The organism is Enterococcus hailinensis (genome assembly GCF_045862035.1).
GTDB classification, from domain to species: domain Bacteria; phylum Bacillota; class Bacilli; order Lactobacillales; family Enterococcaceae; genus Enterococcus_A; species Enterococcus_A hailinensis.
Genome location: NZ_BAAFRV010000017.1, coordinates 21,050 through 41,961, shown reverse-complemented (window position 1 = coordinate 41,961; position 20,912 = coordinate 21,050). Strand labels below are relative to the sequence as shown.

Annotated in this window: 18 protein-coding genes, 1 tRNA gene and 1 other RNA gene; 10 read left to right on the top strand and 10 right to left on the bottom strand. The window is 37.2% G+C overall.

What is annotated here, in order from left to right:
• Positions 1–106 precede the first annotated feature (106 nt).
• Positions 107–474: a transfer-messenger RNA gene (ssrA, locus tag ACKTSC_RS11140) on the bottom strand.
• A 231-nt stretch (positions 475–705) separates the two neighbouring features.
• Between ssrA and ACKTSC_RS11135 the strand changes: the two genes are divergently transcribed.
• Together ACKTSC_RS11135 and ACKTSC_RS11130 are read left to right on the top strand one after the other, a co-directional pair.
• Positions 706–1,428, top strand: coding sequence for a winged helix-turn-helix domain-containing protein (locus tag ACKTSC_RS11135; RefSeq protein WP_407857623.1), 723 nt, complete (start codon positions 706–708; stop codon positions 1,426–1,428).
• Positions 1,425–2,894 (top strand): ATP-binding protein, encoded by a 1,470-nt coding sequence (locus ACKTSC_RS11130; protein ID WP_407857622.1) that lies wholly within the window; start codon positions 1,425–1,427, stop codon positions 2,892–2,894. The genes ACKTSC_RS11135 and ACKTSC_RS11130 overlap by 4 nt, the downstream gene beginning before the upstream one ends.
• 31 nt (positions 2,895–2,925) lie before the next feature.
• Here ACKTSC_RS11130 and ACKTSC_RS11125 read toward each other — a convergent pair whose 3' ends face one another.
• The 3 genes from ACKTSC_RS11125 to ACKTSC_RS11115 form a co-directional block, all read right to left on the bottom strand.
• Positions 2,926–4,365 carry an NCS2 family permease gene (locus tag ACKTSC_RS11125; RefSeq protein ID WP_407857621.1) on the bottom strand — a complete coding sequence of 480 codons (1,440 nt, stop codon included), beginning with the start codon at positions 4,363–4,365 and terminating at the stop codon, positions 2,926–2,928.
• Positions 4,366–4,499: 134 nt separating this feature from the next.
• Complete coding sequence (locus ACKTSC_RS11120; RefSeq protein ID WP_407857620.1) at positions 4,500–5,156, bottom strand: hypothetical protein; 657 nt, start codon at positions 5,154–5,156, stop codon at positions 4,500–4,502.
• 117 nt (positions 5,157–5,273) lie between these two features.
• A complete protein-coding gene (locus ACKTSC_RS11115; RefSeq protein WP_407857619.1) occupies positions 5,274–7,385 on the bottom strand; it encodes an LTA synthase family protein in 2,112 nt (703 codons plus the stop codon).
• A 174-nt stretch (positions 7,386–7,559) separates the two neighbouring features.
• Here ACKTSC_RS11115 and ACKTSC_RS11110 point away from each other — a divergent pair, with 174 nt between their 5' ends.
• Positions 7,560–8,729, top strand: coding sequence for a class I SAM-dependent rRNA methyltransferase (locus tag ACKTSC_RS11110; protein ID WP_407855565.1), 1,170 nt, complete (start codon positions 7,560–7,562; stop codon positions 8,727–8,729).
• Positions 8,730–8,748: 19 nt separating this feature from the next.
• Positions 8,749–9,498: a type I 3-dehydroquinate dehydratase gene (locus ACKTSC_RS11105; protein ID WP_407855564.1), complete on the top strand. Its 750-nt coding sequence runs from the start codon at positions 8,749–8,751 to the stop codon at positions 9,496–9,498.
• Between the two features lie 43 nt (positions 9,499–9,541).
• Here the strand turns inward: ACKTSC_RS11105 and ACKTSC_RS11100 are convergent, their stop codons facing one another.
• A complete protein-coding gene (locus ACKTSC_RS11100) occupies positions 9,542–10,579 on the bottom strand; it encodes a tagatose 1,6-diphosphate aldolase (RefSeq protein WP_407855563.1) in 1,038 nt (345 codons plus the stop codon).
• 131 nt (positions 10,580–10,710) lie between these two features.
• Here ACKTSC_RS11100 and ybaK point away from each other — a divergent pair, with 131 nt between their 5' ends.
• On the top strand, positions 10,711–11,196 hold the full coding sequence (gene ybaK / locus ACKTSC_RS11095) for a Cys-tRNA(Pro) deacylase (protein ID WP_332581512.1): 486 nt from the start codon (positions 10,711–10,713) through the stop codon (positions 11,194–11,196).
• On the opposite strand, the gene ACKTSC_RS11090 is transcribed toward ybaK, so the two are convergent.
• Positions 11,193–12,449: a BaiN/RdsA family NAD(P)/FAD-dependent oxidoreductase gene (locus ACKTSC_RS11090; protein ID WP_407857618.1), complete on the bottom strand. Its 1,257-nt coding sequence runs from the start codon at positions 12,447–12,449 to the stop codon at positions 11,193–11,195. The genes ybaK and ACKTSC_RS11090 overlap by 4 nt on opposite strands.
• A gap of 160 nt (positions 12,450–12,609) precedes the next feature.
• On the opposite strand from ACKTSC_RS11090, the gene gdhA reads away from it, so the two are divergent.
• From gdhA to ACKTSC_RS11075, 3 genes are all read left to right on the top strand, one after another.
• Positions 12,610–13,953: an NADP-specific glutamate dehydrogenase gene (gene gdhA / locus ACKTSC_RS11085; RefSeq protein WP_407857617.1), complete on the top strand. Its 1,344-nt coding sequence runs from the start codon at positions 12,610–12,612 to the stop codon at positions 13,951–13,953.
• An 84-nt stretch (positions 13,954–14,037) separates the two neighbouring features.
• The gene (locus tag ACKTSC_RS11080; protein ID WP_332581515.1) at positions 14,038–15,384 is read left to right on the top strand and encodes a glucose-6-phosphate isomerase; all 1,347 of its coding nucleotides are present in this window, start codon (positions 14,038–14,040) and stop codon (positions 15,382–15,384) included.
• Between the two features lie 455 nt (positions 15,385–15,839).
• Positions 15,840–16,058 (top strand): hypothetical protein, encoded by a 219-nt coding sequence (locus ACKTSC_RS11075; RefSeq protein WP_332581503.1) that lies wholly within the window; start codon positions 15,840–15,842, stop codon positions 16,056–16,058.
• Between the two features lie 79 nt (positions 16,059–16,137).
• Here the strand turns inward: ACKTSC_RS11075 and ACKTSC_RS11070 are convergent, their stop codons facing one another.
• The 4 genes from ACKTSC_RS11070 to ACKTSC_RS11055 all read right to left on the bottom strand — a co-directional run bounded on the left by ACKTSC_RS11070 (position 16,138) and on the right by ACKTSC_RS11055 (position 19,662).
• On the bottom strand, positions 16,138–17,691 hold the full coding sequence (locus ACKTSC_RS11070; RefSeq protein ID WP_407856364.1) for a glycerophosphodiester phosphodiesterase family protein: 1,554 nt from the start codon (positions 17,689–17,691) through the stop codon (positions 16,138–16,140).
• A 44-nt stretch (positions 17,692–17,735) separates the two neighbouring features.
• The gene (locus tag ACKTSC_RS11065) at positions 17,736–18,335 is read right to left on the bottom strand and encodes a TVP38/TMEM64 family protein (protein ID WP_407856362.1); all 600 of its coding nucleotides are present in this window, start codon (positions 18,333–18,335) and stop codon (positions 17,736–17,738) included.
• A gap of 111 nt (positions 18,336–18,446) precedes the next feature.
• Positions 18,447–18,896: a threonine/serine exporter family protein gene (locus ACKTSC_RS11060; protein WP_332581500.1), complete on the bottom strand. Its 450-nt coding sequence runs from the start codon at positions 18,894–18,896 to the stop codon at positions 18,447–18,449.
• A gap of 13 nt (positions 18,897–18,909) precedes the next feature.
• Complete coding sequence (locus ACKTSC_RS11055; protein ID WP_407856361.1) at positions 18,910–19,662, bottom strand: threonine/serine exporter family protein; 753 nt, start codon at positions 19,660–19,662, stop codon at positions 18,910–18,912.
• Positions 19,663–20,058: 396 nt separating this feature from the next.
• On the opposite strand from ACKTSC_RS11055, the gene ACKTSC_RS11050 reads away from it, so the two are divergent.
• Positions 20,059–20,631, top strand: a complete 573-nt coding sequence (locus tag ACKTSC_RS11050) for a TetR/AcrR family transcriptional regulator (protein WP_332581498.1) — start codon at positions 20,059–20,061, stop codon at positions 20,629–20,631.
• A gap of 41 nt (positions 20,632–20,672) precedes the next feature.
• A tRNA-Ser gene (locus ACKTSC_RS11045) sits at positions 20,673–20,760 on the top strand.
• Positions 20,761–20,912: the final 152 nt, after the last annotated feature.

The window sequence follows — 20,912 nt, the reverse complement described above, 5'->3', positions numbered from 1 at the left end:
TATATATTTTTTAGCGAAACTGGCTGAAAATAAAAAACGACCAAAACCCTTGTTTAAAAGGAATTTTAATCGTCTTGGAACTGAATGAAAACTAGAGAAAATCAATTAATGGAGCTGGCGGGAGTCGAACCCGCGTCCAAACATATCGACCACCTAAAAATCTACGCTCATAGTCATACTATTTAAGTTTCGCTTTGTTCTCTGCCGCATGACTGGCCGCGAACATCGCTAGTCTGATGAGCTCTTTTTCAACTTACAGACGGAAAGTTGAAACGTATCCCACTTAGAATAGGACCCTTACTCGAGCACATGGGCGATACCGAGAGGATCTACGCTAACTGTTTTTAGGCAGCTAAAGCGTAAGAGTTATTGTTGTTTTTAGCAGTTATATTTAACTGTAACGTTTTTACGTAGACGTAACCTACGAAGCGCAATTCAAGCTCGAACTATGCCTGTCGAATCCGTAACAGCCCCTTATTTAATAACTTGTTGCAGAAGAAAGTATACCATTTAAAATGAAAAAAAGCAAAGCTAGACTAGTCGTCCATTGAATTAATGCTTAAACATGAAGATTTTGTCGAATTATACTGCAAAAATTGAAGAAAAAACAAATTGTTAATGAAGATACAGGTAAGGTAATGGTTGATTAAAATAAAATAGAGTATACTTGGAAAAGAGCACCAAATGATACCAGGGGGTTGAACAATGAATATTTTAATGATCGAAGATAATGAATCTGTTTCGGAAATGATGCAGATGTTTTTCCTAAATGAAGGATGGGAAGCTGAATTTAAGTACGATGGAAAAGAGGGGTTAGAAGCCTTCAAAGCCGCTCCAGAAAAATGGGATATGATCACACTAGATTTAAATTTACCAAACATGGATGGCATGGAAGTTGGCCGGGAAATCCGTAAAATTTCTAAGACAGTCCTAATCATTATGTTGACTGCTAGAGATTCAGAGAGTGATCAAGTAATTGGTCTTGAGATGGGGGCCGATGATTATGTAACGAAACCTTTTTCACCGCTAACGTTGATTGCGCGAATCAAGGCGTTGCATCGCCGCAGTGAGTTAGCTAGTGACGCGCAACAAGATTCAGAAGATGCAAACGGTACTTTTGACATTCATACCGATCACTTCAAAATGAATTTGAAAACACGTGAAGCCTATTTAAATGAAAAATCAATCGATGGTTTAACGCCAAAAGAATTTGATTTGTTGTATACGATGGCTAAAAAACCGCGTCAAGTCTTTACGCGGGAACAATTATTAGAATTAGTGTGGGATTACCAATATTTTGGTGATGAACGAACTGTAGATGCCCATATTAAAAAGCTACGCCAAAAGATTGAAAAGGTTGGCCCACAAGTGATCCAAACTGTTTGGGGGGTCGGCTACAAATTTGACGATAATGAGGTTGGTCAATGAAATACCTCTATCAACAACTCTTAGCTTTCGGCGGATTGATCTTGTTGATACTTTTGACTTTAGGGATTTCATTCACGCAGTTTACTCGAAAAACGATTGAAGACAATAATTATAAGAATTTGTTCGATTATGCCGAAGCAATGGAAAAAAATCAAAACGCATTGAGCAGCAGTCCACAATTTGAGGGTAGTTCTTATACGGATGTCTTTCGTTTTTCAATTTTAGTGACTGAACGTAGTTTAGATCAACAAAGTGTGCGGTTTGTTTTTATTGATAGCGATAAAAAAGTATCTTATCCTTCAAGTGATGACGGACAACAGATCAGTGAACATCTAGTGACGAATAAACAATGGGCGGCACTAAAAGCTGGACAGCGTCAAAAGGAAACTAGTGCTAAAAATATTCATGGTGAAAATCAAACAACGTCTTATGCAATGGTGCCTTTTGTTGCCAACAATGAATTTTACGGCGTTCTTTTAGTTAGTCAGCCAGCAACCAATGTCGAAAATAGTGTCAATTCGATCGTAGCGGATCTGTTTAAAGCCTTTATCATTGCTTCGATTCTTGCGATCATTGTAAGTTACTTCTTTGCGACTCAACAAGTGAAACGAATCAATCGGATGCGTTCCGCAACGAAAGAAGTGGCAGCAGGGAACTTTGATGTGATTGTCCCTAACCGTAACCGAGATGAATTTGATGATTTAGCAGATGATTTTAATCAAATGACCGTTTCGTTGAAAGCTTCGCAAGAAGAAATCGAGCGGCAAGAAGAGCGACGAAAACAATTTATGGCGGATGCATCTCATGAGATGCGGACACCGTTAACCACAATCAATGGGCTTTTAGAAGGAATGGAATACAATGCGATTCCAGAAAACCAAAAAGAAAAAGCAATTAAATTGATGCAAAATGAAACGTCACGTTTGATTCGCTTGGTCAATGAGAATCTAGATTACGAAAAAATCCGAACGAACCAAATCAGTATCATTTTACAGAAGTTCAATGCGACTGAGGCTCTAGCAACGCTTGTTTCTCAACTGCAAGGGAAGGCGCAGGCGTCTAATGATCAATTGCTTTTAACGACAGAAGAGGCAGTTGATGTTTATGCTGATTATGATCGGTTTGTTCAAGTCATGGTCAACTTGACTCAAAATGCGATCCAATTTACTCAAAATGGAACGATTTCTATTGGGATTTCGACGATCGAGCAAGGAACACAAATCACTATTTCAGATACAGGAATCGGAATGAGTGAGGAGCAGGTCAAAAATATTTGGGATCGCTATTACAAAGCAGATCCGTCACGTAAGAATACAAAATATGGTGAATCTGGTTTAGGACTTTCGATTGTCCAAGAATTGGTTCGACTGCATAAAGGAACAATCAGTGTAACAAGTGAACTCGAACAGGGAACAACCTTTACTGTTGTTTTCCCCAATAAACCTGAAGAAATAGAAAAAGCGTAAAACCATTTGGCTTTACGCTTTTTTCTTTTGTTTATAAAATGGCTAGAATTATAAAATTCAGAATGAAAAGAATATCAACGATCCATAAAATCGGTGAGATTTCTTTGATTTTTCCTTTGATCACTTTAACGATCGTGTAGAAAATGAAACCAGCGGCAATCCCATAAGAGATACTGTAGCAAAGCCCCATAAAGATGCTGGCAAAAAATGCTGGGACGGCTTCTTCTAGATCCAACCAATTGATATCGGCAAATGAAGCTAACATCATCACGCCGACTAAGATAAGTGCTGGAGCAGTTGCTTGGGCAGGAACGATCGAAATTAATGGTGAGAAGAAACTACTTAGCGCAAATAGAATAGCAACCACAACAGAAGTTAAACCTGTTCGTCCACCAGCACCGATACCAGCAGCTGATTCAACATACGTCGTTGTATTGGATGTACCGAAAATAGCACCGATCGAAGTAGCGATAGCATCTGCAAATAAGGCTTTATCCATTTTTGTTTTGAAACCACGTGAATCATTGTCCAGCGCTTTTTCATCTTCTTTAGAGAAAATACCTGTTCGACGACCTGTTCCGATGAACGTTCCGATAGTGTCAAATGTGTCTGATAAGCTGAATGCTAAAATCGTCATTAAGACTTGTGGAAGTTTTGATGAATCAGAAAATAGCGAGCCCATTCCTTGTGCACCAAAAGCTGCACCGAAAGTAGTTCCCAATTCATTGATTGAGCTTCCTAATGAATTCGCGTGGAAATCCACCGCTCCTAGTTGTACCACTCCCATAGGAATTCCTAGAGCCGTTGTAACGATAATACCGATCAAAATCGCACCACGAACATTTTTGACAACTAAAATCGTTGTTAAAACTAATCCAATAACAGCTAATAAGATGGGGGCATTATTGAAATTAGCTAAAGCAGGAACGATGCCGCTGTTGATCGAAACACTCGTTGCTTTTCCGCCTTCAACGACACTGTTGGTGATAGCTGAAGAGTCAGCACTGAAAGAAAGCAGTCCTGCATTTTTGATCCCAACATAAGCAACAAAGATCCCAATCCCGCCACCAATCGCATGCTGCATACTTTCAGGGATCGCGTGAATAATCAATTTACGAATTTTTGTAACTGTGATCAAAATATTTATGATTCCACAAATGAAGACCATAGCGAGAGCTTGCTGCCATGAATAACCTAAACCAAAGACAACTGTATAAGTGAAAAAAGCATTTAATCCCATACCAGGAGCTTGTGCATAGGGAACATTAGCAAATAATCCCATAACTAAAGTTCCAATGACTGAAGCGATGATCGTTGCCAAAAAGACTGCTTGGAACGGCATCCCTGATGCAGATAAAATCGTTGGATTAACGAACAAAATATAACTCATAGCAAAGAATGTTGTGATTCCTGCCATCACTTCAGTTGAAACGGTCGTGCCTTGTTCTTTCAATTTAAAGAATTTCTCCATTTTTTATAAACGCTCCTTAAGAATAAGTTCATTATATTGGTTAAAACCGAATACTTTTTGATTGTATATAATAAATAATCGACTTTCAATAAAAATAAGTGTAAAAAAGAAAATAAAAAGCGTAATGTTCGTGTTTAACGAACATTGCGCTTTTTTTTCAATAAATTTATTGTTTTGAATCCAGCAGTTAAAACAACTAAGTTTAAGAGAATATAGAAAATCGATCGGAAGAGCGATTTGAAAAACATATCTAACAGTGTTGCTGATGAAAAATCAAACGAAAGGGAAGAACGAGTAGAGTAGACGATCCCGTTTGTTCCATTGCTGATCACAAAATTAGGAAGATCACTGATTTGATCAAGGCCTTTATGATAAATATTTTGTAATACTACTTCGTAAGTTGGTTCAAAAAGAGCAAATAATAAAATCAAAAATATTGTAGCGAGCAATAAACTTAAAAAACATTCTAGCCCTGCTTCATAAATCATCGTATCACTTGTACGATCTTGATTTTTCCAATGTCTGAAACGCAGAATGAAAAAGAGGAACAGAGAGACAATTAAAAAGATACTGCAAGCAATCAATCCGTTTGAGAAATACTGTTGTAATTGATCGATTTCAGCACTTGAGAATAATTTGATCGGAGTAGAGGTATTCAAATAACTCATCGCTACTTTCAAGATACCCAGGGTAGTTAAAGAAAAAAGAGCGAGCCAACAAATCCCTAAAGAAATTGAAAATCGGATACGGTGCTGTTTGATTGTCGACATTGTAGTTGATAAAAATCCCATAAATTCCACCTCTTATAAAGAGTATAAAAGCTTAGTTTGAAAGAAATATGAATTCTATCGGAATAAATATAAGAAAAAAGTCCTTTTCTCGAATATGAGAAAAGGACTTCCTGAGAATTATTGTTGTGCTTTTTCTTGGTATTGCTTATATGTCTCCGTCTTATACAAATCTTGTGTCGTTTTCTTACCATTTTGATCGTAGATGCTTGTTGATTTATCACCAAGCTTGTTCTCAACTTGTTGCAATTTCTTGAGACCGTCTTTGTAATCAAATTGAGTAGCATCGACTGGTTCTAAACCACTCGCAGAATAGAACCGTAATAAATCACCATTGTTAATATTATCGGAAGTACTCAATTGTGTGGAGACTGCTTGTTTCCAAGTATCTGCTTGTTTTTGCAATTCTTCACTTGGATCTGTTACCGGTAAGCCAGTTGAATTGTCATATAAATTGCTGCTGTAATACGTATAATTTGGTGTAACGTAATCACCATCTCGGAACGCAACGATTTGATCATGGTCTTCAGATAGTAAATCTTGTCCTAATTGAATATATTTACTAGTATCAACACCTAGTAAATGCAAGAGTGTTGGTAAAGCATCTACTTCACCACCATAAGTATGGTTGATACCGCCTTTATCTTGACCAGGAATGTGAACCATGTAAGGAACACGTTGCATTTGAGCATTGTCATAATTTGACCACGTATCTTTTGATTTGCCAAGTAAACTTGCTAATTCAGGATTTCTTGAATTTGAAATTCCATAATGGTCACCGTACATGACGATGATCGAATTGTCATACAAACCAGAAGCTTTCAAGTAGTTGAAGAATTCTTCAACAGCCTTATCTAGATAGTTCGCTGTAGCAAAATACCCATTGATTGTTTCATCGCTAGTCGTTGCACGAGGGAATCCCGCTTCATCATTTTTGAATTCACTATAGGGGTAGTGATTTGAAACAGCAATAAATTTTGAATAAAATGGTTGTTGCAAACGTTCTAAGTATTGAACAGATTGTTGGAAGAACGGTTTGTCATGCAATCCGTATTGGAATGAATTTTCGTCGTTGACATCATAATAAGATGAATCAAAGAAGTAATCATATCCCAGATTTTTATAGGTTTCTGTCCGGTTCCAGAAGTTTCCAGAATTCCCGTGGAAGGCAGCACTTGTATAACCACCCGTTTGTTTCAAGATATCTGGTGCCGCTTGGAACGTATTTTTACCGCCTAATTGTGAGAACAATGATCCTTGGTTCAAACCAAACAATGAATTTTCCATTAAGGTTTCTGCATCTGAAGTTTTTCCTGCTTTTACTTGATGGAAAAAGTTATCGAATGAGAATGTACTATTGCTATGGAAGATGCTGTTCAAGAACGGAGTTACTTCATGTTCCTGACCGTTTTCATCCTTCAATTTGTAGTCGATCACAAATTGCTGCAAGCTTTCTAAATGAATCGTGATAACATTGCGCCCTTTAGCAACACCATAATAATCACTGTTTGGCGCAGCGTAATGTTCTTTGACATAAGACTCTACTTCTTTTAAATCGTTGGGACTAGCTTCGGCTCGAACCTGATTGGTTTTATAGGTTTGGATGCCATCATAAACAGTAAAAGCATTAACCCCAAGATATTTTATCAAGTAATCGCGTGAAAAGGTACGAGTCAATAGTTCGGGACGATCTGCTTCTGCTAAAAATAGGTTTCCTGAGAAAACTAATACAGAAAGAGCAGTCATGGCAAAAGCCATCCGGGCGCGAACAGGACGTTCTTCTTCCTTGATTCCCTTACGCCATAATAAAATTGGTAAGATTACTAGATCAATTACATATAAAAGATCATATGGCCGGAATAGACGAATGGCACTTTCCCCTAAACCGCTAGCAACTTTACCAGCCCCTAAGAAAGTATTGACTGTAATAAAGTCAGTAAATTCTCGGTAGTAAACGACGTTTGAAAAAAGCAGGATACTGGCTAATCCATAAATGACTAGCATCGTTCGATAAGATGCTTTTGCGCGACGTACATACAAAGCAATCGACAGTAAAAACATTGTCGATGCGATCGGGTTAATGAATAGGATAAAGTACTGTGTGAGACTTTCGATGCCTAAATTGAATTCAAAGAGATAAGCAAATATGCTCTTTGCCCACAGTAAGAATGTCAGTAAGGCGTAAAAGCCAAGCCGCTTATTCAAAAATCCAGGAGCTTTTAGTTTTTTCAATTGTAACTTCCTTTCTGCCGTAAAAAAACGGTATGTTCACTTAATAACAGTTTAACTGGTTAGAGCAACCTCGTCAATTCTTATTAAAAGTTGCTGTTTCCGCCTTAAAGAAAACTTTATAAGCGAAAACTGAGATAATTTTTTGCTATAATAAAAAAGAAAGCAGGGATGAATGTGAAAATAGAATTAAATAACTACGGAGTCAAACGGATCAGACAAGGAAACCCTTTGATTCAAGTAGAGGATTTAAAGAAAAAATTAGCCACTGTTCCGATGGAATGGGTGACCTTCGTTGATAATAAACAGCAATATGTAGCGACCGGCTATCTAGGAAAACAAAACAAAGGCTTCGGTTGGGTGATTGATCAATCGAATCGATCAATCGATGATGAATTTTTGATTGAAAAATTTGACCAAGCGATTCAAAAACGCCAACCTTTTTTTGTTGATGAATCAACCACTGCGTTTCGTCTCTTCAATGGAGAAGGCGATGGTCTAGGTGGAGTGACTGTTGACTATTATGCAGACTATTTAGTTATTTCATGGTATAACGAAACGATTTATCATTTGAAAGACAGTGTCGTCAATAGTTTATTAGCAGCTTTTCCACAAGCTAAAGGAACAGTCGAAAAAATTCGTTTTAAGAGTGACCAAAAAGAGAGCCAATGGTTGGCAGGAGAAAAGCCGCAAGAACCATTGCTTGTGCTAGAAAATGGTGTTTCATATGCTGTATACTTAGATGAAGGCTATATGACGGGAATCTTCTTAGATCAAAAAGAAGTTCGTGGAAGATTGACTGAAGGGCTGGCCGCTGGTAAGACAGTTTTGAATATGTTCAGCTACACGGGAGCTTTTTCTGTTGCTGCTGCATACGGTGGGGCCGCAGAAACAACAAGTGTAGATTTAGCGCAGCGCAGTCTGCCAAAAACACAAGAACAATTCCAAGTGAATGGATTGCCGTTAGATCAACAAAAAATCGTTGTTATGGATACTTTTGAATACTTCCGTTATGCTAAAAGAAAAGGCTTTAATTACGATTTGATCATTTTAGATCCGCCAAGTTTTGCTCGGAATAAGAAAAAAACGTTCTCTGTTGCGAAAGACTATGGTCGTTTGATCGAAGATAGTGTTGAGATTTTAACTAATGAGGGCACGATCATTGCGTCGACTAATGCCGCAAATCTACCAGTTAAGAAATTCCAACAATCGATTGAAGCTGCATTGGAAAATAAACACGTTCGCTATCGATTAGTCGAAACATATCGCTTGCCGGCAGATTTTCCAGCTAGTGATTTTGAAGAAAGCAATTATTTGAAAGTATTGTTTTATGAGATAAAAAAATAAAGGAAATGAGTGGCTGTATATGATGGATATTCAAGTGAGAGAGACCCGTTTCGATGCAGGAAAACCTAAAGTTTGTGTACCGCTGACCGGTAGAACTTTTGATGAGATCATCGAACAGGCAACGGAAGCAAAAAAGTATGCCGAAGTAATCGAATGGCGCGCAGATTATTATGACGATATTTTAGATGATGACAAATTGAATACCACGTTGCTAGCGTTGCGTGATGAAATCAGGAACATTCCTTTGATTTTCAATTTACGAACAAAAGAATCGGGCGGACAGCTTGAGATCAATTTAAATCAATATCGACATGTAAATGAATTTGCCGTCTCAACTCGAGCAATCGATCTCGCTGATGTCGAAGTTTCGGTCATCGATCAGCTATCTGTAACATTTATCAAATGGCTACAAGCTTTAGATGTGCGGGTCATTTTAAGTTATTACAATTTTGATGAAACACCAGAAGATGCAGTCATCCTATTCCGCTTAAATCTGATGGAACATTTAGGTGCTGATATTGCTAAAATCGTTTTACAGCCAGAAAATGAAGCCGATGTCTTACGTCAAATGGGGATCGTGATGAAAGCTCAGACATTTGTTACGTTGCCAGTCATCTCAGTCTCATTAGGAAGAATCGGCAAGACATCACAAGTTTGTGGATCTTTAGATGGTTCTTGTATGGCATATGGTTGTCTAAAAGGAAATGTCTATCCAGATGCTCAGATTGAAGCTGAGAAATTAAATTTGATTATTAATGAATTAAGATAAAAAGATGGCATAGAAGCGGTATAAACTTCTGTGCCATCTTTTTTTATTCCATCACGTCGATATCAAATACTTCGATATTATCAAGTCCGCCATAAATAGCATACCAAGGTTTTGCATATTGATCTAAAATCGCATTTAGTTCCTCGATATTTTCACGGCCTTTTGTATCTAACCAGTCAATCAATCCCTTTTTTCCTTTATCAGCGTACACTTGAACGCCATCACGCCAAGTAGCACGACCGCCAAGGATACCGCAATAATTGGCTCCATGCTCGCCAGCGAATTTTAACTCATCACGGAATATGTCTGCTGGAACACCAGCACTTAAATAAATAAATGGGCGGGTAGCTTCTTCGCCGGCCGCTTTGAAGTAAGCAGCGGCTTCTTCTAAAGTATAAACGACAGGTTCACCTGCATGATTATAACCCTCTACATAATTGAATAAGACTGGGACTTCAACTTTTAATACATCGATATGGTATTTATCTTTCGTAAATTCTTTGATCGTATCGATGACTTTTTGCGGTTTGATAGCGGCAAATTCTGGCGAATGATCATCTGTGATCTCATTATCGTACACAATAGGTTCCACAAAAACCGGGATGTCTGCAGCTAAGGCTTCTGTTCCCAATCGTTCTAGGAAAGCATGTTTGTCTTCTAAAATTTCTTTTGGATCATCCGGGTTGTAATAGACCAATACTTTTGCTGCATCGGCACCTTTGGCAATCAAACGATCGAGGGATTCATTTGGTAGCAATTCGGGTAAGCGTCCAGGTGTATTGGCGTCGTAACCTGTTTTTTCATAGGATAAAATCAATCCGCACGTTTGATCTTTTGCGGCAATTCCTTTAAAACCATATTGTTCATCTAGCAAGATAGCACTGACATGCTTGGTTAATTCTTGCGAAACTAATTCCTTAAATTCGTAGACTTGATCCATTGAAAATCGGTCTTCGCCGACGGCTGTTTGCATCATTTTTTTCATAGAGCCTCTTTGATCGATCGCTAACGCGGCAATGACCCCATGGTCATTTGACAATTTTTGCATTTTTTCGAACTTTCCTCTTGAGATTCTTTTCATGATGTTGACTTCCTTTCTTTACTGATTTTAGTGTAGACTTTTTGATTTAAAAGACCAAATAAAACGATCATTTGTTTCACAGGCTTTTTTTTGCTAGACTTTAGAAAACAGTAATGAAGTGAGGGAGCAGCTTGGCAAAGAAGAAGATACAGAAGACCAACGCGATTCGGTTAGTGGAACAAAAAAAAATTCCTTATGTGGAACATGAGTATGCTTGGAGCGAAGAAGATTTAGGTGCAGGCCATGTCTCTGAACAAGTAATGATTGAACCTGCCCGTATTTTTAAAACACTTGTGGCAGTAGGAAATAAGACAGGACCAGTCGTTGCTGTCATCCCTAGTGATCATGAGTTAGATTTGAAAAAAATAGCAAAAGCTAGTGGCAATAAAAAAGTGGAAATGTTGCATCTCAGAGACTTAGAAACGACGACCGGATATATCCGAGGCGGTTGTTCACCGATCGGGATGAAAAAATTATTTCCGACCTTTGTGGATGCATCAGCTCAAAATTTTGAGCGGATTGCTATTTCTGCAGGAAAAAGAGGGCTCCAAATGGAAATTGCCCCCGATGCCATAGTTGAATTGACTCGAGGACAATTTATAGAGCTTACGAATTAGGCGAATGCATGGTAAGCAGCATTAGTACCTGCAACGTTTCCGGTACAAAAAGCGGTGGTAATATTATAACCGCCTGTATAACCATTTACATCAAGGACTTCCCCGGCGAAAAATAAGCCGGGGATTTTTTTGCTAGATAAATCTTTTGGATTGACTTCCTTTAGCTCGACACCGCCGCCAGTCACAAATGATTTTTCTAACCCAAAGGTTTTATTGGCAGTCATTTTCCAGTTTTTACAATAGGCGACAAAAGCCGCTAGTTGTTCTTTGGATGTTTGGGCATAAGTTAAATCGCTGATACCGACTTGATCTAAGAAGAAGAGCAACAATCGTTCAGGCAACAAACCACTCAATGCATTTTTCAATTGTTTTGTAGAATCATTTAGCTGTTCGTCGATGGTTTCTAGTAACTCCTGTTGTGATTGGCTAGGAAAACAATCTAGGGTCAAAGTAACTGTCTCTTGTTTGCGTAATAATTGATTGACAAAACTTGAACAGCGTAATGCAGCAGGACCGGAAATACCGAAGTGAGTGAACAATAAATCCATTTCATGACTTGCGAGGGTTTTATTTTTTTCATCGACGACAGCTAGAGTCACATCTTGGAGAGAAAGTCCTTGTAACGTTTTAGCTGCAACGAAATCATCTGTTAAAAAGATTGGAGACTCCGTCGGATATAAAGGAGTGACATGGTGACCCACACTTTTTGCAAAGCGATAACCATCACCTTGAGATCCAGTAGAAGGATAAGTGATCCCACCAGTAGTGATCACCACACTTTTAGCCGAATAATCTCCCTCGGAAGTGCGGATACCTTGGATCGTTGCCCCATCAGTAATAATTTTTTCAACCGGTTCTTTAAAATGCAAAGCGACATTCAAGGTTTCAAGTTCAGTTTTTAATGTATTAACGATCGTTGCTGATTTATCTGAGACAGGAAAGATACGCCCATGGTCTTCTTCTTTCAATGCGACACCGCGTTCGCTAAAGAAATTCATGACATCCTGATTGTCAAATTGTGAAAATGTGCTATATAAAAAGCGGCCATTTCCTGGGATGTGAAAAATAAGATCATCCACTGGTCGGTTGTTAGTGACGTTGCAACGACCACCGCCAGTCATCAATAATTTTTTTCCTAAGCGTTTGTTTTTTTCAAATAGCGCAACTTGTGCACCGTTCATTGCGGCCGTGATGGCAGCCATCATCCCTGAAGGTCCGCCGCCAATAACGATCACGTCAAATTTTTTTGTCATAATAAATACCTCATTCATAAATAGATTTCTTCTTACATTTTAAATATCTTAAGCGGAATTACGAACAATTAGCTTACAAATTGAAGTTTAGCATGAATAATTTTTCCCTTCTATTAGAAAATGATGTAAACTATGAGTACAAAATGTGAGGAGGAATTTGATGGAAGTACAAAAATATGTTGAGCAGATTCAAAAAGAGCTAGTGGCTAAAGATCCGAATCAAGAAGAATTTTTACAAGCGGTGGATGAATTTTTACCAACAATCATTCCTTTTCTAGAAGAACATCCAGAGTATGTCGAAAAAAATATCCTAGGGATTCTTATTGAACCTGAGCGATTATTCCAATTTCGTGTACCTTGGCAAGATGATAATGGCAATTGGCAAGTAAATCGCGGTTACCGAGTACAATTTAATTCGGCAATCGGTCCTTATAAAGGTGGATTGCGTTTCCACCCAAGTGTGAATTTAAGCATTTTGAAATTTTTAGGTTTCGAACAGATCTTTAAAAATAGTCTGACTGGATTACCGATCGGCGGCGGCAAGGGTGGTTCTGATTTTGATCCCAAAGAAAAATCAGATTCAGAGATCATGCGCTTTTGTCAAAGTTTCATGACTGAACTATCAAAACACATCGGTCCAAATTTAGATGTGCCTGCTGGTGATATTGGTGTTGGTGGTCGAGAAATCGGCTTCTTATTCGGCCAATACAAACGATTACGGGAATACGATGCCGGTGTTTTAACAGGAAAACCGTTGGGCTTTAATGGAAGCTTAGGTCGTACAGAAGCAACTGGGTACGGTGCAGTCTATTTCGTTAAACATTTATTGGAAGATCGTAAAGATTCTTTTGAGGGTAAAAAAGTTTTAGTATCGGGTAGCGGAAATGTTGCTATCTATGCAATTGAAAAAGCCCAAGCATTAGGAGCGACAGCAATTACTTGTTCAGACTCAAATGGTTATATCTATGACAAAGAAGGGATCGATTTAGCTTTATTGAAAGATATCAAAGAAGTTCGACGGGCTCGTTTAACTGAATATGCGAAAGAACGTCCATCAGCAGAATACCATGAAGGTTCTGTATGGGAACTTGAACAAGCTGCCGATATTGCATTGCCATGTGCAACTCAAAATGAAATTGATCAAAATAAAGCCGAAATTTTAGTCAATAATGGTATAAAAATCGTAGCTGAAGGTGCGAACATGCCTAGTACAAAAGAAGCAATCCATCTTTATCATGAAAAAGGCGTATTGTATGGGCCTGGTAAAGCAGCCAATGCCGGCGGCGTAGCTGTCTCGGCATTAGAAATGAGCCAAAACTCACAACGTTTGTCTTGGACGAAAGAAGAAGTAGATGGAAAATTAGATGATATCATGAAAAATATCTATGAAACTTGTCGGGATACCGCTGAAAAATATGCTGAAAAAGATAATTTTGCCGCTGGCGCAAATATTGCTGGGTTCGAAAAAGTTGCTGCAGCAATGCTTGACCAAGGATTAGTTTAATTTTTTTTATGTTCTAACTTGAAAAATTTGTAAAAGAAACGTAAAGTATAGGTTGTATGAAGTGACTTTCAAGGAGGAAAAACAATGGCACACATTCATTTCGATTATTCGAAAGTAGCACCATTCGTGAGCGAACATGAAATGGACTACATCAAATCTGAAGTAGCTCTAGCTCACAAAGAATTACACGAAGGAACTGGCGCAGGAAACGACTTCCGCGGATGGATCGACCTACCAGTTGATTATGATAAAGATGAATTTGCTCGCATTAAAAAAGCAGCTGAAAAAATTCAATCTGATTCTGAAGTATTAGTAGTTATCGGGATCGGTGGTTCATACCTTGGTGCTCGTGCAGCAATCGAATTCTTACACCAAAGTTTCTTCAATGTATTGGACAAAGAAGATCGTAAAGCACCACAAGTATTCTTTGCAGGAAACTCAATCAGCTCAACATACATTGCTGACTTGATCGAAGTTATCGGCGACCGTGATTTCTCTGTTAACGTAATCTCTAAATCAGGTACAACAACAGAACCAGCAATCGCATTCCGCGTCTTCAAAGAATTATTGATCAATAAATATGGTGAAGAAGAAGCAAACAAACGTATCTATGCTACAACTGATAAAGCTCGTGGAGCGGTTAAAGTTGAAGCAGACGCAGCAGGTTGGGAAACATTCGTGATTCCTGATGATATTGGCGGACGTTTTTCAGTTCTTACAGCAGTAGGTCTATTGCCTATCGCAGTTAGTGGAGCAGATATCGATGCCTTGATGCAAGGTGCAGCAGATGCTCGTGAAGCTTATTCAAGCGATAATTTAGATGAAAATGAAGCTTACCAATACGCTGCTCTACGTAATATTTTATACCGTAAAGGTAAAGTGACTGAAATTTTGGTCAACTATGAACCAGGTATGCAATACTTCAACGAATGGTGGAAACAATTATACGGCGAATCAGAAGGTAAAGACTTGAAAGGTATCTACCCATCAAGTGCTAACTTCTCAACTGACTTACATTCATTTGGACAATACATCCAAGAAGGTCGCCGCAACATTTTTGAAACAATCGTGAAAGTTGAAAAACCTCGCAAATCAGTTGGAATTCCAGCTCAATCATCTGACTTAGATGGATTAGGCTACTTAGAAGGTAAAGATGTAGACTTCGTAAACTCTAAAGCTTACCAAGGTACATTATTAGCTCATACTGATGGAGGCGTACCTAACTTTGTATTAAACATTCCTACAATGGATGCTTATACTTTGGGTTATGCGATGTACTTCTTCGAAATCGCTGTAGGTATCTCAGGATACTTATTAGGCGTAAATCCTTTCAACCAACCAGGTGTTGAAGCATACAAGAAAAATATGTTTGCTTTGCTTGGCAAACCAGGATTTGAAGACTTAGCTAAAGAATTAAACGATCGTCTATAATCGATACTAAAAAGCGCTCATCTGAGCGCTTTTTTTGTTTTATAAATTAATTTAGGTACTAATTTTTAAAAGGTTAATTCATTGTTATTTAGAAAAAAGATCGTAAAATATAAAAATTCTCTTAATTATTTTAGTGTTTTATTTCACATATTAGCTGTTAGTAGTCATTATTTTATAAAAAATATAGGAGTACTTACAAAAGTAGAATGAATAAAAATACGTTTCTGTTTACGATAAGAAAGTGAAAAAACGATATAATTAAAGAATTGGTTTTTCATAAATTTAATATGAATAAATAATTAAAAATAACAATTGTTTGTTTATTTATCGTTTCTGAATTGTCAGAAAATTATAAATTAAATCCTTGATTTTAAAGCAAAAAAACTCACACAAAACGTTTTCATTTTTTTATTATTGTGTTATTATAAAAACGAAGAAATTAAGGGGGATCTATTATGGATAATGTTGAAATTGGACTTACATATGAATGCAAAGCAATTGGAATCGAAAAAGAAGTGACAGGAGTGGTTGAGCAGCTGTACAATAACACCGTATTGATCAATGTGGTTGATTGCGAGCCGACAGATCGTGCAGCGATCATTGAGTTACAAAATCGGTTGCTTGTTAAATATGAAGATATTTCTGCTTGTATCCAAGTTGAATGTACTGCCTGATTTTTTATAAAAGCATGTGAAGTATTTCTTTATTTGGATGTCTAAAAAGCCTCAGACCGAATATTAGGCCTGAGGCTTTTTAATTCAATAAAAGGATAGAAACAAGTTTATTTGTTAGCGAAGTATTTTTTTTATTTAGAGAAGATAAATCATCACTGATTAAACCATTAGCGTTATACAAGCGAAAAGCTGAGGCAGTGATTGCTGAGTTCACTGGCCAGACATAAACATTCTTTTGTTGCTGCTCAAGCGCCTGGATGAGCGTGTTAGATGCCGTACGTGACTCGATGGCAATAAAGTCTAATGAGTTACGCGGACTGCCTAATAAATCAAATGGTAAAATATAGCCTACCTGCTGTTTTGGGAAGGCTTGTTTGATTTTCTCAGCTGTTTCAAGATCCATGCTTTGAAATTGATGTTGTTCAAGCTGAGAACGTAAAGGGAGTAATTGTTGGACGATAGTATTTTTAGTTTTAGCTGAGACTTTTAGTTCGATCAATAATTTTTGCTGGATCTCATTAGCGGTTTTTAAATAATCTGAGAATAAAGGAATAGATTCTTGATAGCCATTTTCTTTTAACGTCAGATGTTTCAACTCATCCCAAGACAGTTCGTCGATACGAGCATCGATGTTCGCTAGTTTTTTTAGATTTTCATCATGCATCACTACTAAATGATGATCGGAGGTTTCTTGAATGTCCATCTCGATAAAGTCTGGTTGTTCTTCAGCATGCGTTTTTTTCAGAGCTGTCAGTGAGTTTTGCAGCGCATTATCTGCAGAAACACCACGATGAGAAATGGCCAATGCTTGTGTGTCATTGTGTTGATCCAGTAACTGATAAGAAGAAACAGAATAACATCCGCAGCAAATCAGAAAAGAAAAAAGGACACTTAGATGCGTAAATTTTAACTGTATCAATTTGATAGAGTTATTTCCAATAGAAGCTAAATAAAATAAAAATACTAGCTGAATCCCATTTTTTAATAGGAGATAAGCAGTCAAGAATAAAATAGCACTAATATTGTTATGCAATAATTGAGATAAAGCAATAAAAAATAGTTTCAACAAAATAGGACTTACTAGAATAGAGACTGGGATAACGAAAAATTGTAATAACTGGTGTCTTACGGGTTGCATCGTCTTTTTCCAGCTTAATAATAAAGCTGTCTTTAAAGTAGCACCGTCTTGAATAAAAAGTGCTGCTAAAATCAAACGGTAAACAAGATATAACAGTCCAAAATACAAAATCATAACGATCGGAAGAATTTTCCAACGATAAAGGAAAATAAAAGATAACCATTCGGCTGGTAAAGGCCGCCAGATTAAAAAGAGTTGATAAAAACGCCAGTATAAAATAGGCGATAGAAAAACAATAATTAAGATACGTAGTCCAAAAGCTTTTAACGAAAAAGGGTGTCGAAGTGTTTGATTCCTAGATTGTAAATAAGTAAAGACAACAGCGGATAAGCCAATCAAAACAGGCAGCCCTAAATAATATAACCAGAAAAACTTATTGTATTTAAAAGCATGTTGATAAAGTAAATACAAACTTTGGTTAAAAAAAGCTAAACTAAAAAAAATAGCTAGGTCCGAATAGAGAAAAGTAGAAAAATGAATACGTACAGTTGACATGAAACCTCCTATAAACAATTTGAGACATAAAAAAAGCCCACTGATTAGTGGACGAGTAGGTGAGATAAGAAGCTGCCGCCTTGTAACAAAGCCCAACTATAAAGAAAAATCGATGCTGGTTTTGCTAAAAAGATGATAGCACTATATTTTTTAAAAGAAATATTTGTCAAACTAGCCATCAAACAAAGAGCGTCGTCTGGTGCAACGGGCAAAAAGATCGCTAAGGCAAACATTTTTTCAAAACGAGATTGGTCATCCAGCCAATGATTATACTTTTGATAAACCTTATCACTAACTAAGTGAGTAATCAAGGGCTTGCCGTAGTGGCGACCTAGCAAAAATAAGATCAATGAACCGATACAAATACCTAAATAATTATAAGCAAAACCCCAGTATGGGCCGAAAATCAATACACCGGCAGCTAAACTAATACCACCAGGAATGATCGGAATCACCACTTGAATGATTTGGATCAAGATAAAAATCAAAGGGCCTGCAATTGGTGAACTGCCGACAAGCTGCTGGAGTGAATTAACATCTTTAAAGACTCCTAAATGATAGAAGTAAATAGTCAAACTTATTGAGACGGCTATTCCCATCAAAGAAACAATATTTAATAATCTTCTAGATTGCACGACACTCATCGCAGTCAACTCCTTTTCTTTCTAAATGAAGTATAAAGGATAAAAGAAAAAATGGCATAGGTCTAAAGACGGAATTTTCTAAAATCAAATCAATCTTAAACTATTTTTAGATTATTTTGGTTGGAAACTTGAGCGTGTTCGCTTCAGAGCGCGTTCAATCAAGTTCGTAAACATAAAGCCTAAAGCAATCGCGCCAGAAGTGACTAAAACAACGACGACTTTTTCCATTGATTCCGTAAATTGTTGATTCATCATAAAACGAACAGCCATATAAGCCGGTCCACCGGGAACCAAAGGGACAAGACTAGGAACATTAAAAACAATGACGGGCATCTGCATTTTACGAGAGAATAATATACTGATCAATCCAATCATTAAAGCACCTAAGAAATTGGCGGTACCAATATTTTGATGGAAATGCGTTTGTAAGATCCAAAAGGTCATCCAACCAGCTGCTCCGGTCAAACCACACGATAAAAACGCGCGGCGAGGAATATTGGTGATCACGCTAAAAGCGATCGTACTAAACATACTGAACAAGAAATTTACTATAAATGTCATAGAACCTATCCTCCTAAAAGAAATTAAACGCTACAATGATGCCGCCGCCGATGGCTCCCGCAATAAATAAAGCTTCGGTTCCACGAGCAACACCACTAAGGAGATGACCTGCCATAATATCACGAAATGCATTCGTGATGGCTAATCCTGGAACTAGGGGCATAATCGAACCAATAATCAAGCTATTGACATCTTTGGCAAAGGAATTAGAAACCGCGAGTATTGCCAAAAGGCCGATGACTAAAGCTGCCATAAAATCATTTAAAAAACTCATTTTTAATTTTTTACCAAAAAGAGTATGAACAGAGAAGCCAATTATTCCAATTATAAATGTTGGAATGAAATCGAACCACGTCCCATTTAAAATGATCATCAAAGTACTGCTGACAATTCCGGCAGCAACGATTTTCCATAAATAAGGAAAGTCCGGCGTATCTTGATCTACTTCGATCAAGTAATGATAGAAGTCAGGTAATGAAAGTTCACCGTCTGCAAATTGTCTTGAGCCCCAATTGACAGCTGTTACTTTTTCTAAATTGATGGATTGTTGGGTTACTTGTGCGACTTGGCTTGTATGCTCTGAAGGAAATCCGACCACTAATCCAGTAGCAGTTACGTAAGTCTGGATATCATTTAACCCCGCATTTAAGGCAATTCGCTTCATTGTATCTTCTACACGATAAACCTCAGAGCCAGATTCCATCATGATTTTCCCCGCTTTTAAACAAGTATTCAGCACAAGTTGTGAATAATTTTGCTGTTCCATCAAAAATACCTCCTTTTTGCTTTCCGTATTCAATAGTAGATAAAATAAACTAAATAGACAAGAAAAACAATTACGTTTGTCAGAATTACTTAGAATAAGTATAATAAAGTAACACGTAATTTCTATTTTTGATAAAATCCGATGATTTTAAAGAAACAAACGACTAGTTAAAATTATAACGAGTTTACCATAAAATCAACTAAACTTATTCGAGGCCCAATAATGAAAAAAGTACAAATTTGCACTAAAAACCGTGGATTTTTTGTCATAATACACAAATTATTTAAAAATTGCCTCATTTGTTAGATAACATTCTCTATAGGGGTTGCAAAACTAATCCCTTTTTGATTAAAATAAAATGACGATAAAAATAATAACATTCTGGGAGGAATAAAAATGAGAAGAAAAGTATATACAAAAGATCAGATTCTAAAAGCTGCATATGAAGTTGTTGAAAATGAAGGTTTTTCTGGATTTACTGCGCGTAACATCGCAAAGAAAATGGGTATCAGCACACAACCGATCTATTTAGAATTCAAAAACATGAGCGATTTAAAAAATACCTTGTTAGATGAGATTTGTAATCACTTGTATTATGATATTTTCCCAGAAGTCCGTACTGGCGATACAATCGTTGATTTAGGATTGAATTATATTTACTTCGCTAAAGAGCAAAGTAATTTATATAATGCTTTATTTGTTCAAGAGTATGGCGGCGGGAAAAAAATGCATGACTTTTCTTACAATTACTTCCATCAATTAATTACAGAACATCCTAAGTATAGTCAATTATCTGAAAAACGGATCAATGCGTTACATGTAGGTACTTGGATCGTTGTTACTGGGATTGCTACATTGATGTCTTCTGGAATCATCGAACCAACACAAGATGAAATCGTTCATTTGATCAATCGTTCAACCAAAGATTTGTTAGAAGAGGAAGATACTTCTGTTTTAGATTCATTATAAAATCTTGACATTTCAATCAGAAAAGGTAAGATAAATGGTGCGGAAGGTTGGCAGAGTGGTAATGCACCGGACTCGAAATCCGGCGAGCCGCAGTAATGTGGTGCACGGGTTCAAGTCCCGTACCTTCCTTTTATCTTAACTATTGAAAAGCTGAAGATCCCTTACAAAAGTTTTGTAAGGATCTTCAGCTTTTTTAGTTACTGTTGAGGCAAAAAGATTTAAAATAAATAAACTATTATTAATACTTAAATAGAAAAAAGTTTTGTCATAGATTAGATTTT